Source organism: Streptomyces zagrosensis, assembly GCF_014203645.1.
Taxonomy (GTDB): Bacteria; Actinomycetota; Actinomycetes; order Streptomycetales; family Streptomycetaceae; genus Streptomyces; species Streptomyces zagrosensis.
Genome location: NZ_JACHJL010000037.1, coordinates 21,495 through 32,668, shown reverse-complemented (window position 1 = coordinate 32,668; position 11,174 = coordinate 21,495). Strand labels below are relative to the sequence as shown.

General features: G+C 67.7%; 11 protein-coding genes and 3 pseudogenes. 6 read left to right on the top strand and 8 right to left on the bottom strand.

The window, feature by feature from the left end:
- Positions 1-61: 61 nt before the first annotated feature.
- The 3 genes from FHS42_RS35080 to FHS42_RS35070 are packed head-to-tail and all read right to left on the bottom strand — an operon-like array spanning position 62 to position 1,135.
- Positions 62-433, bottom strand: a complete 372-nt coding sequence (locus FHS42_RS35080) for a helix-turn-helix domain-containing protein (RefSeq protein WP_184580249.1) — start codon at positions 431-433, stop codon at positions 62-64.
- Entirely contained in the window at positions 430-939 is a 510-nt protein-coding gene (locus tag FHS42_RS35075) for a DUF6879 family protein (RefSeq protein ID WP_184580243.1), read from the bottom strand. The genes FHS42_RS35080 and FHS42_RS35075 overlap by 4 nt, the downstream gene beginning before the upstream one ends.
- Positions 926-1,135, bottom strand: coding sequence for a hypothetical protein (locus FHS42_RS35070; protein WP_184580241.1), 210 nt, complete (start codon positions 1,133-1,135; stop codon positions 926-928). The genes FHS42_RS35075 and FHS42_RS35070 overlap by 14 nt, the downstream gene beginning before the upstream one ends.
- A 620-nt stretch (positions 1,136-1,755) precedes the next feature.
- Between FHS42_RS35070 and FHS42_RS35065 the strand changes: the two genes are divergently transcribed.
- The 3 genes and pseudogenes from FHS42_RS35065 to FHS42_RS37955 all read left to right on the top strand — a co-directional run.
- Positions 1,756-2,031: a hypothetical protein gene (locus tag FHS42_RS35065; RefSeq protein WP_184580239.1), complete on the top strand. Its 276-nt coding sequence runs from the start codon at positions 1,756-1,758 to the stop codon at positions 2,029-2,031.
- A complete protein-coding gene (locus tag FHS42_RS35060) occupies positions 2,028-2,435 on the top strand; it encodes a PIN domain-containing protein (protein ID WP_184580237.1) in 408 nt (135 codons plus the stop codon). Before FHS42_RS35065 ends, FHS42_RS35060 begins: the two co-directional genes overlap by 4 nt.
- Before the next feature lie 166 nt (positions 2,436-2,601).
- Positions 2,602-2,894, top strand: a pseudogene (locus tag FHS42_RS37955) (IS5/IS1182 family transposase); the annotation flags it as partial.
- A gap of 4 nt (positions 2,895-2,898) precedes the next feature.
- Here FHS42_RS37955 and FHS42_RS37950 read toward each other — a convergent pair.
- Together FHS42_RS37950 and ychF are read right to left on the bottom strand one after the other, a co-directional pair.
- Positions 2,899-3,257, bottom strand: a pseudogene (locus FHS42_RS37950) (restriction endonuclease); the annotation flags it as partial.
- Positions 3,258-3,642: 385 nt separating this feature from the next.
- The gene (gene ychF / locus FHS42_RS35050) at positions 3,643-4,731 is read right to left on the bottom strand and encodes a redox-regulated ATPase YchF (protein ID WP_184580235.1); all 1,089 of its coding nucleotides are present in this window, start codon (positions 4,729-4,731) and stop codon (positions 3,643-3,645) included.
- Between the two features lie 489 nt (positions 4,732-5,220).
- On the opposite strand from ychF, the pseudogene FHS42_RS39300 reads away from it, so the two are divergent.
- Positions 5,221-5,478 (top strand): annotated as a pseudogene (locus FHS42_RS39300) (DUF6542 domain-containing protein); the annotation flags it as partial.
- Between the two features lie 42 nt (positions 5,479-5,520).
- Here FHS42_RS39300 and FHS42_RS35040 read toward each other — a convergent pair.
- The 3 genes from FHS42_RS35040 to FHS42_RS35030 all read right to left on the bottom strand — a co-directional run bounded on the left by FHS42_RS35040 (position 5,521) and on the right by FHS42_RS35030 (position 8,045).
- The gene (locus tag FHS42_RS35040; RefSeq protein WP_184580231.1) at positions 5,521-5,745 is read right to left on the bottom strand and encodes a hypothetical protein; all 225 of its coding nucleotides are present in this window, start codon (positions 5,743-5,745) and stop codon (positions 5,521-5,523) included.
- A gap of 67 nt (positions 5,746-5,812) precedes the next feature.
- Positions 5,813-6,646, bottom strand: coding sequence for a polyphosphate--glucose phosphotransferase (ppgK, locus tag FHS42_RS35035; RefSeq protein WP_184580229.1), 834 nt, complete (start codon positions 6,644-6,646; stop codon positions 5,813-5,815).
- A 346-nt stretch (positions 6,647-6,992) separates the two neighbouring features.
- The gene (locus FHS42_RS35030) at positions 6,993-8,045 is read right to left on the bottom strand and encodes a 4-hydroxy-3-methylbut-2-enyl diphosphate reductase (RefSeq protein ID WP_184580227.1); all 1,053 of its coding nucleotides are present in this window, start codon (positions 8,043-8,045) and stop codon (positions 6,993-6,995) included.
- Positions 8,046-8,130: 85 nt separating this feature from the next.
- Here FHS42_RS35030 and FHS42_RS35025 point away from each other — a divergent pair, with 85 nt between their 5' ends.
- Positions 8,131-9,582: an APC family permease gene (locus FHS42_RS35025; RefSeq protein ID WP_184580226.1), complete on the top strand. Its 1,452-nt coding sequence runs from the start codon at positions 8,131-8,133 to the stop codon at positions 9,580-9,582.
- Positions 9,583-9,790: 208 nt separating this feature from the next.
- A complete protein-coding gene (gene xseA, locus FHS42_RS35020; RefSeq protein WP_184580224.1) occupies positions 9,791-11,011 on the top strand; it encodes an exodeoxyribonuclease VII large subunit in 1,221 nt (406 codons plus the stop codon).
- Positions 11,012-11,174: the final 163 nt, after the last annotated feature.

Sequence of the window (11,174 nt, the reverse complement as noted above, 5' to 3'; positions counted from 1 at the left end):
CTACCCGGACCGGACTCACACCGGCAGGCGACAACGAGCTTACGACTCAAGATCAGCTACATCACGAAGACCTCCGAGCCTGCTGGGCGCGCGAAAGCCCGAGGCTAAGTCTCAGCGTGGCTGTCTGGGATTCAATGGCCCTAATGGCTTGCTGGTGCTTCCACGGACCCATGCGACGCAGCACGCGCCACGCTGTGGCCTCGGTAGCCTCTGCCCGTGCCGCTTCCAGAAACTTGCCTTTGGCTTCCTCGGATACGCCAACGGCAGTCAAGATCAGGTCTACGTCTGTGACCGATGGGCGAACTTTTCCGGTCTCAATCTTGGACAGTTTTCCGGCAGACATGGAAGCCCTACGGGCCACGGTCCCAGCGGTAAGTCTGGCCGCCGTTCTCAGTGCCCGTAGGGCCGTACCTAGCTCTGTCTGCTGGCTCAGTGGTGCTGTCCCCAGTATTCGGCGAACGGCACGGCGTGAGTCTGTGCAGTATCCCGGTATTGCCGATACTCGGGCAGATACTCAGTCGGCAACAGTTCCGCCCCGACAAACTTTCCCGAATCGGCGTAGTGCATCCGGTAGACCTCTGCGTCATCGAATAGCCAAAAGTCGTGATCCGGAAGCCCGGTCACTTTCTGTTGCGCCTGGTCGATGATTCCGATATTTTCCCCGGCAGTGGTGTTTCCGGAGTAGGCAGAAAGTTCGTAACGCAGGTAGTCGCTCAACGGCGACCGGAGGACGTGAACGCGAGAGACAGACTTCCCGAGGTCTGTCATCGATCGCACCCAAGGGTTATCGCTCCACTCGGGCGGCATTGCCTTACCGGCTAGGAATGCCTCGAACTCTTCCCGCTCTTCTTCCACGTCGTAGACGCTGAGGGTTTCCAGCCGAAAGGCAGTGTGCTGGAACGTCTCAAAGAGACAGCCGAACTCTTCACCGCCGAGCACTGAAGAACTCCTCCAAGACAGCAGCGGGAACCATGACGGCCGTTTCTCCTTCGGGCAGGTTGAGCTGTGCCAGCCGCGCCGGGTCGGTGACGACGTAGCCCTGAACTACATAGTCCTTTGCGTCCTCGGTGCCCCATAACGTCGGGCACGTTCCGTTCTTGCAGCCGTCCGAGGCACCGGAGAGTTTGCGAAGCATCCTTACCCCCTCATGTCGTCTGTCCCATTCGATGCTGGCGACGCGGTGACCACTGGGTCAAGGACTACGGCTTTCCAGAACGGGAAAGGTCACCTGCGGCCGTCCCTGCGGCCCCGTATGGGCTTCGCTGACTCCCCCTGCTCCCGCGGCTGTACGGCTGGTCCAACGGGTCTAAGGGAAGCCCCCAGCGGTTCCGGCTCCGTACACGCCGAGGCCCCGCCACCGTTAGCCAACGGGGTTAGTGAGTCGCTGGTCAGAGCGCCTGAAAAGCCGTCAGATGGGTCACCACCAGGTCACCACAAGCCCGAGGAACACACAGAAACGGCCCCGAACACTACCGAGAGTGTCCGGGCCGCATGTGCTCTGACCCGCTGGTTTGGCGCTATCCACCTGGCGTGGCAGAAGCCCCTCGTTTTGCTGCTACACGTAGAACCGACACTCCACCACAACCGCCCTGACCTGCGATTGCGTGGACGCATCCCATCACCATCCCAGCACGGAATTCACTGCAAAGCACAAGAAGATCCGGAAGCGCTAAGACTGGGCATCAACGCCCGCCCCAGATACAGGCCGCGTAGCACGCCAGACGCTGTAATAGTTTCTGTACTAGACTTGCAGCCATGAAGTCACCCCGCCCTGGCAGCACCGAGAACATCTCCGTCTCGATGCCCTCGGAACTCCTCGGTGCTCTGCGCACACGTACCGGCAAGCGCGGCGTGTCCGCGTACGTGACGGCAGCGGTCCAGCATCAGCTCGCGATGGATGGCCTCGCCGAGATCGTGGCCGCCTACGAAGCCGAGCACGAGCCGCTGAGCGAGGCCGAAGTCCAGGCCGCGCAGAGCGAACTGTTCGGCGATGCACCGGCGCCCTACGCGTCGCACGACAGCTCCGCATGAAGGAGCCCGCAGCCAGGTCCCTGGTTCTCGATTCCCAGGCGCTGTCGTTGTTGCTGCGCAACGACCGCCAGATGATCACCCGGATCGAGGCCGCTCGGCGCGTAGGCGTGCCCGTCCTCGTGTCGGCCCTGACCGTGGTGGAGTCCGTCTATGGGAAGACTGACACCACCCGGCTGCGCTGGCTTCTCTCCCGCCTTCAGGTCCAGGACGTCACCCAGGCGGACAGTCTCACCGCGGTGCAGCTGCTGAGCGACACCGGCGGCCTACACATCCACAAGTACGCCATCGACACCCTCGTCGCCGCGATGGCGCTCCGCTCCCCGGCCCCCGTCCTCGTACTGACCTCAGACCGCGACGACTGGTCGAAGCTGTGCGGCGACCGCGTACAGATCAAGGAGGTCTGACCTCGGCGTCACTCAGGTGTCCACCTGCTGATCGACTGCTGCGGGACGCCTCCGCGCGAGCGGAGGTGTTCCGACGCGCGCGGGGTTTCGGCTACCTGTACGCGTCCGCTCCGCACGAGCGGAGGTATTCCGATCGGCGAGGTCAGGCGGCCCCTGGCGCGGGAGTCCGCTCCGCGCGAGCGGAGGTGTTCGCCGCAGACCATCCGAGCCTCACGCCGACAAGGGGTACGAGACGACCACCTGCGCCGATGGCTAGGCAGACAGGGCATTCGCCACCGCATCGCCCGCAAAGGCATCAACTTCTCACAGCGGCTGGGCCGCCATCGCTAGGCTGAGAGGACAGTGTCCTGGCTGGCCGGATACCGTCGCCTGCACCGCCGCTACGAACGCAAGGCCGAGTTCCTCGCTTACGTTGGCATAGCCGCAGCCCTCAACAGCTACCGCAGACTCACCAACTGAAGCGACGTCTGAGCTTCTCCCTGTCGATCCAGTGGACGCCGTGCCGGATACCCCACGCCATGGCATCGCGGGGGAAACTCGTTGGTGACGACGACAGCATGATCGGCTTCGCTGACGTCCGACCGTCCCTTTCACGGCGTACATCACCGACGAGTCCGCCTGCCCGCCAACGGGGGTCTGCTTGGCCTGCACCACGATCCGGCCGCGCCACAGATGGTCACCGAAGACATCGACGGCCCGCTCGCCACCGCCGCCCACTCCCCGGGCCGACCCGCCGTCGCGAACCAGCAGATCCCGCAGGGCACACTCGAAGCGACGGTCATCCATGACCTCGAATCCCGCGAGCATGATCCGGAAAGTGGACCTGCTGCTCGTCCTGCCTACGCCGAGCGTCTTGTACCCGCTCGCATCTCAATCTCTCCAAGGACCGCATCCAGGGTCCCTTCGACTGTCCGGGTCTTCCGATCTCGCCAGCGGCCAGGCCGGTCGGTCAGGCCATGAGCGAGCCCCACGACAAGGCGACAGGAGCAGTCGGAATCCGTGGACCGCGCCCGGCTTACGCGCGTTCCGTCGGCATCCAGCACGAATCCAGCACGGTACAGATATGAGAGGTGATGACAGGTGACGAGAGGTCAGAAAATCCAGCACCTATCCAGCACGGTAAAAATTAATGGGCCCGACTCCGAAGAGTCGAGCCCCTCCTGACCTGCACGTTTGCCAGATCAGCGACGTGGTGCTAAATCACCCGCTACACATTGAACCGAAACTCCACAACATCCCCGTCCTGCATCACATAGTCCTTGCCCTCCATGCGAGCCTTGCCCGCTGCGCGGGCATCGGCTACGGAGCCGGTTTCTACGAGGTCGGCGAAGGAGATGACCTCGGCCTTGATGAAGCCCTTTTGGAAGTCCGTGTGGATGACGCCCGCCGCTTCCGGGGCCGTCGCGCCCTTCGTGATGGTCCAGGCGCGGGACTCCTTGGGGCCGGCCGTCAGGTACGTCTGGAGGCCCAGGGCCTCGAAGCCGACGCGGGCCAGGGTGGCTAGGCCCGGTTCTTCTTGGCCCATGGACTGGAGGAGTTCCAGCGCCTCGTCGTCGGCCAGCTCGATCAGCTCTGACTCGATCTTCGCGTTGAGGAAGATGGCCTCGGCTGGGGCGACCAGGGCCCGCTGAGCTTCCTTGAAGGGCTCGTCCACCAGCTCGTCCTCGTCCACGTTGAAGACGTAGAGGAACGGCTTGATGGTCAGCAGGTGCAGCTCATGCAGGAGCTGGCCCTGCTCGGTGCTCTTGGTGATGCCGGCCGAGAACAGCGGGGTGCCCTCTTCGAGGATCTTTTGCGCGGCCTCGGCGGCGGCCACGACGTGCACCTTTTCCTTTTGGAGGCGCATTTCCTTGGTGAGCCGCGGCAGCGCCTTCTCGATGGACTGGAGGTCGGCCAGGATCAGCTCGGTGTTGATCGTCTCGATGTCGTCCTTGGGCGAGACCTTGCCTTCCACATGGACCACGTTCTCGTCCTGGAAGGCGCGGATCACCTGGCAGATCGCGTCCGACTCGCGGATGTTCGCGAGGAACTTGTTGCCCAGCCCCTCGCCCTCCGACGCGCCCCGGACGATGCCGGCGATGTCTACGAAGTCAACCGTCGCCGGCAGCTTGCGCTGCGAGGAGAAGATGCCGGCGAGGGTGTCGAGGCGGGGGTCGGGCACGCCCACGACGCCGACGTTCGGCTCGATGGTGGCGAACGGGTAGTTGGCCGCCAGCACGTCGTTCTTGGTCAGGGCGTTGAACAGGGTCGATTTGCCGACATTCGGCAGACCGACGATTCCGATCGTGAGCGACACGTGGCGACTTCCCGTAGCGAGAATGGGCAGGACCGGGCCCAAGCGGGCCGGTCCACCAGTCTACGGGCCCGCCCCCGGACCCCTCTCCGCCCGGCCGCGCAGGCCGCCACGCCTGTTTCATCGCCGGCTCCGCGTACGCACCGATTCCGCGCTCAACCGGGCGGACTATCGGTCGAACACATCACCAAGGTGAGTCAAAGCGCGTGTCCATGGTCCGTACACCGGCGCCTGGCAACCTACGTTGGTCAAGTGGAACGACCCAGCACACGTGCGCCCCGCCGTACGGCACCGTCGCCCCGGCCATCGGCCGAGCGTCCGGCCGGTGCTGCCATCGGAGCAGCGGGCCCCGACGCCGAGACCGGCGAGCCCGGTGAGACCAGACAGACCGCCACCGTCTACCGCGCGCGGAGCGGCGGGCCGCTGCCCGAGCCGCTGCTCGCGGCGGTGCGCAGACTACCCGAGCCGAAGCTGACCGGGTTCGGCGCCGGCATGCTGGCCACGGTTGCCATGCTCGCGGTGGGCTGCCTGGATGCGCTGTTGCTGTCCAGTTCGGCGGCCGTGTACGGGCTGGCCTTCCTGTTGGTCTGTGCCTCGTGCGGGGTGTGGGTGCGGCCTGCCGACTTGATCGCCGGGCCGGTCAGTGCGCCGATCGCCTTCGCTATTGGTTTGGTGCCACTCAACGAGGGCAGTGACGGGCTCAGCGGCCAGGCGGTGGGCGTGGTGACCTCGCTTTCGCTCCAGGTCGGCTGGCTTTACGCGGGCACGGCGATGACCTGCCTGATCGTCTTTCTACGACGCATCGCCCAGGTCGGCCGGAGCCAACAGCGGGCGCGTCAGCGGGGCGGAAATGAGCAGCGACCCGCCGCGCGTGCGGGCCGTGACCAGCCACCAGACGGCGCTGGCCGGGAGACCGGCCAACGGCAGAGCAGCAGATCGGCGCAAGGCCATGGCCAGCGACCGGCCCCGGGCCAGGACGAGGGCAGCGCCGCAGGTCACGGGCAGGGCCAGCGTCAAGGCCGAGCCGTGGGCCGGGAACGGGGCGAGGCTACCGGATCGGAGCCCGAGCCCCGCTCCGATCCCGCTAGAAGCCAGCAGCGGAACCCAGGTCAGACCCCGGGCGCTCAGCAGAGTCCGGGCCAGAGCTCGGCGTCTGGGTCGGGGCACCACCAGCAAGCCGCCCAGCCAGCGCCGCAGCCATCGCGCCGCCCACAATCCCCGCGTTATTCCGAAGCTGAGCAGGCACCACCTCGGCCCTGATGCCCTTGATCAGCGGCAGGAATTTGTCGGCCTTACGGCTGACTCCGCCGCCGATGATGAACAACTCGGGCGAGAACAGCATCTCCACATGGGCAAGGTACTTCTCGACCCGGTGCGCCCAGTGCTGCCAGCTCAGGTCCTCGTCGTCCTTGACGCGGGTAGAGGCGCGCTTCTCGGCCTCGTGGCCGTTCAGCTCAAGGTGTCCCAGTTCCGTGTTGGGCACCAACTGCCCGCCGGTGAAGACCGCGCTGCCGATCCCGGTGCCGAATGTCAGCAGAATGACCGTGCCGGTACGGCCCCGCCCGGCGCCGAATCGCAGCTCGGCGATGCCCGCCGCGTCCGCGTCGTTGACCAGCGTGACGGGCGCCCCTAGTCGCTCCGCGAGCAGGCCAGCGGCGTTCACGCCGATCCAGTCCTGGTCCACGTTGGCGGCGGTACAGGCGGTGCCGCCCACCACCACGCCGGGGTAGGTCGCGCCGACCGGGCCGCTCCAACCAAAGTGCTGAATCACCTCGCAGACGCCGTCCAACACCGCATCGGGCGTCGCCGGGTGTGGGGTGAGCACCTTGTGTCGCTCGGCCGCTAGGTCGCCGCGTTCCAGGTCCACCGGGGCGCCCTTGATGCCGGAGCCGCCGATGTCCACGCCGAATACGTTCATGCCCACCACGCTACGGCCTGCCGGGCGGCGGGGGCCCACGGTTGATCGAGACCGTGGACAGGAGCGTACGTCTGGCCGTACGCCCCGAGCGTGCGCCGTGCGCCCCGACCTGTGTCGTACGGGCTCGCGACCGGGGCGTACAGGCTCGCGCCTGCGCCGTACGCCCTGGTCGTGCGCCGTGCCAGTGGCCCGCAGGCCAGCCGGGTCGGTCAGACCAGCCAGACCAGCCAGGCCAGCCCCAGCGAGCGCAGACATCGGCCCCGCGCTCACGTCACCGGCGCATCCTGCCGGTGACGGGCGAGCACGAGGCCGGTAGCGGCCCAACAGGCCGGGTGGGAATCAGTTCCTACGCGGTGGCCTCGCCTGCGGACGCCGAGCCGCTCACCGCTGCCGCTGCCTCCGCGCGCAGGTCCCTGCGCAGCTCCTTGGGCAGCGAGAACGTAATGCTCTCTCGCATCGGCTGGACCACCTCGACGTCCGCGAACCCGCGCTCGGCGAGCCACTCCAAAACGCCGTCCACCAGCACTTCGGGCACCGAAGCCCCCGAGGACACGCCTACGGTGCGGACGCCTTCGAGCCACGCCTCGTCGAGTTCGCTGGCGTAGTCAACCAGGTGGCCCGTCGTTGCGCCGGCCCCGAGCGCGACCTCGACCAGCCGTACCGAGTTGGATGAGTTCTTCGAGCCGACGACGATGACCAGGTCGGATTCAGCAGCTATCTGCTTGACCGCCACCTGGCGGTTCTGCGTGGCGTAACAGATGTCGTCGCTGGGTGGGCTGATGAGCTGGGGGAACTTCTCCTTGAGGGCGTCCACCGTCTCCATCGTCTCGTCTACGGAGAGGGTGGTCTGGGAGAGCCACACGACCTTCGACTCGTCGCGGACCTCGACGTTGTGCACATCGCCCGGGCCATCGACCAGCGTGACGTGGTCGGGTGCCTCACCGCTGGTGCCGATGACCTCTTCGTGGCCCTCGTGGCCGATGAGGAGAATGTCGTAGTCGTCCTTGGCGAAGCGGACGGCTTCCTTGTGGACCTTGGTCACCAATGGGCAGGTCGCGTCGATGGTGGCGAGCTGGCGCTGGGCGGCCTCCTCGTGCACGGCCGGTGCGACGCCGTGTGCGGAGAAGATCACGATGGACCCCTCGGGCACCTCCTCCGTCTCCTCGACGAAGATCGCGCCCTTCTTCTCCAGGGACCGTACGACGTACTTGTTGTGGACGATTTCCTTACGCACGTAGATCGGTGCGCCGTACTGCTCCAGGGCTTTTTCGACAGCGATCACGGCACGGTCCACACCCGCGCAGTACCCACGGGGGGCTGCGAGCAGGACCCGGCGGGTGTCACGCGAAGTGTCTCCGCTGGGGGCCGTGGCGGGCGTCGGGCTGGGCGTTGCGGTCATGCCAACCATGGTACGGCCGTGCCGCAGCGCGGAAAGGGCACTCGGGTGGATCACACTGGGCCGAGGCGCGACTTACGGAGGCATCATGGCCGACCCGGGCAGCACACAGCGCACCCAGGACACGCTGCGGCGCACGCTCACCTTCCGTGATCTGGTCGTCTACGGCCTTCTATTCATCGCACCGATGGCTCCCGTTGGCGTGTTCGGCGCCCTGGACGCCACATCGCACGGCGCGGTGGCGCTGGTCTATCTGGTGGCGACGGTCGCGATGGCCTTCACCGCGTACTCGTACGCACAGATGGTGCGCGTCGCCCCGCGTGCTGGTTCCGTCTTCACCTATGCGCGGGTCGGGCTCGGCGAGGGCCCCGGCTTTATCGCCGGGTGGATGGCGATGCTCGACTACCTGCTCATTCCCGCCGTCGCCTACCTCTTCTCCGGTATCGCGATGGAGGAGTTGGTGCCATCGGTTGACCGATGGGTGTGGACGGCGATCGCGGTGGTGGTGACCACCGGGCTCAACCTGTGGGGCGTACGGGCCGCCGCGCTGGTGGGCTTTTTGGTGCTCGCGATGGAGATCGCGGTGCTGCTCGTGTTCGTGGTCGCGGCCGTGGTGGAACTGGCCGCGCACGGCGCGCAGCGCGACTGGTTGTCGCCGCTGACCGGGCAGAGCGGCTTCACGATGACGGCCGTCTTCAGCGCGGTGTCCATCGCCGTGCTCTCGTATCTGGGCTTTGACGCCATCGCCTCCTTCGCGGAGGAGACGCTGGACGACGGGCAGGGCGGTGCCGCGCGCAAGGGCAGCGGGTGGCGCAGCGCCGCGGGCCCGGCGCGGGTGTCGCGAGCGGTGCTCACCTGCCTGGCCGTGGCGGGTTTCCTGTTCATCGTGCAGACGTATCTGGCCGCGCTGCTCTCCCCGACGTCATCGGCGGAACTGGCCGCCGACCCCGCTGCTCAGGGCTCTGCCTTCTATGACGCGGTGGACTCATCGGTCGGCACCTGGCTGCACGATCTGGTCGCGGTGAGCAAGGCGATCGGTGCGGCTTTTGCGGCGCTGGCCGGGCAGGCCGCGGCCGGGCGGCTGCTGTTCGCGATGGCGCGTGACCGGCGGCTGCCCGGCGTGGTGGCCAAGGTGAACCTGCGCAGCGGGGTGCCGCGGCGGGCGTTGCTGAGCGCGGCCGTGGTCACGATGGTGGCGGCGGTGTGGGCGGCCCGGCGCGATGACGGCCTGGACCGGCTGGTCTCGGTGGTGAATGTCGGCGCCTTGACCGCGTTCGCGCTGCTGCACGCATCGGTGATCGGCTGGTTTTGGGTACGCAAGCGGGCCGAGGCGCCGAGCGTGCTGCGGCATGTGCTGGTGCCGCTGGCCGGCATGGGCATCGTCGTCGCCGTGATCGTCGAGGCGTCGAGCACCGCGCAGATCGTCGGCGCGATCTGGCTGGGCGTGGGACTTGTGGTGCTGGCGGTGCAGTGGCGGGGACGGACGACGGGCGGGTCCGCGGACCACGACCGCGACCCGGCGCCACGGCCGGGACAGTAACTGCGCTCGCAACGCACCCCCGGCACGCCCCCGGCGCACCCCCGGCGTGCGCACCATACGCCGCGTCGATGCCGTGTCGATGGCGGCGTACAGACCACGGGCGTACGGACCACGCCGGGCCGGCGGGTCGGCGGGTCGGCAGGCCGGCAGGCCGGCAGGCCGGCAGATCACAGCCTCGTTGTCAGTGGCCGCGGTTACGCTCGTACGCATGGCTGTGAACACGTCCGCTGAGGCGGCGATCCCGGTCGGCGAGGTGTCCCGGCTGATCGGGGGCTGGATCGACCGGCTGGGCGCGGTGTGGGTCGAGGGGCAGATCACCCAGCTCTCTCGGCGCCCCGGCGCGGGCGTGGTGTTTTTGACCCTGCGCGACCCCTCGTACGACATTTCCCTCACCGTTACGTGCTTTCGCTCCGTCTTCGAGCAGGTCGCGGACTCGGTATCGGAGGGCGCGCGGGTCGTCGTGCACGCCAAGCCTGAGTGGTACGCGCCGCGCGGGCAGCTTTCGCTACGAGCCGCCGAGATCCGCCCGGTGGGCGTGGGCGAACTGCTCGCCCGGCTGGAGCGGCTGAAGAAGTCGCTGGCCGCCGAGGGGCTGTTCGCGGCCGACCGCAAGCGTCCGGTGCCGTTTTTGCCGCAGCTCATCGGCCTGGTCTGCGGCCGGGCGTCGGCGGCCGAGCGGGATGTCCTGGAGAACGCGCGGCTGCGCTGGCCCGCCGTGCGATTCGAGGTGCGCAACGTACCGGTGCAAGGGGTGCACGCGGTGCCGCAAGTGATCGAAGCGGTCAAGGAGTTGGACGCGCTGCCCGCGGTCGATGTGATCGTGGTGGCACGCGGCGGCGGCAGCGTGGAAGACCTGTTGCCCTTCTCCGACGAGCAGTTGATCCGTGCCGTCGCCGCCTGCCGCACCCCGGTGGTCTCGGCAATTGGCCACGAGCCGGATGCGCCGCTGCTCGACCTGGTCGCCGATGTGCGCGCCTCCACGCCCACGGACGCGGCGAAGAAGGTGGTGCCGGACGTGGGCGAGGAGCTGACCCGGGTGCAACAGCTGCGCGAGCGCGCACTGCGCGCGGTGAACGGACAGCTCGACCGCGAGGAGCGCGGCCTCGCAGCGGCGCTGGCCAGGCCGTGCATACGGCAGCCGCGGCGGATGGTGGATGACCGCGAGGAACAACTCGCGGCCTTGCTGCACCGCAGTCGCGGCACGTTGCGGCATCTGCTGGACCGTGCCGACTCGGAGCTGTCGCACACCCGCGCGCGGGTGCTGGCGCTCTCACCCGCGGCGACACTGCGCCGGGGGTACGCGGTGCTTCAGCACGCGGACGGCTCGGTGGTACGCGACGCCGCGGAGGTCACGGACGAGGAGCGGCTGCGGGCCCGGGTCGCCGAGGGCGAGTTCACGGTGGTCGCGGAGCGGCCTGCGCAGGCATAGCGGGGTCGCGTGGCCGGGATGCGACGCGACCGCATCGGGGGCAAGGGACCGACGAGGCGTACGAGCCGGCGGGGTGCAGGGGCGCCGTACGGGCCCGTGCGGCGGTACACGAGACGCGTCACACGGCGGCAATGTCGTTGTCGTCACGCGCACATAGGCTGGA

Bases quoted from the DNA above. Each gene is read 5' to 3' on its own strand.
- FHS42_RS35060 (WP_184580237.1), top strand. From the start codon at position 2,028: ATGAAGGAGCCCGCAGCCAGGTCCCTGGTTCTCGATTCCCAGGCGCTG.
- FHS42_RS35065 (WP_184580239.1), top strand. From the start codon at position 1,756: ATGAAGTCACCCCGCCCTGGCAGCACCGAGAACATCTCCGTCTCGATG.
- xseA (WP_184580224.1), top strand. From the start codon at position 9,791: ATGGCTGTGAACACGTCCGCTGAGGCGGCGATCCCGGTCGGCGAGGTG.
- FHS42_RS35070 (WP_184580241.1), bottom strand. From the start codon at position 1,135: ATGCTTCGCAAACTCTCCGGTGCCTCGGACGGCTGCAAGAACGGAACG.
- ppgK (WP_184580229.1), bottom strand. From the start codon at position 6,646: ATGAACGTATTCGGCGTGGACATCGGCGGCTCCGGCATCAAGGGCGCC.
- FHS42_RS35030 (WP_184580227.1), bottom strand. From the start codon at position 8,045: ATGACCGCAACGCCCAGCCCGACGCCCGCCACGGCCCCCAGCGGAGAC.
- FHS42_RS35025 (WP_184580226.1), top strand. From the start codon at position 8,131: ATGGCCGACCCGGGCAGCACACAGCGCACCCAGGACACGCTGCGGCGC.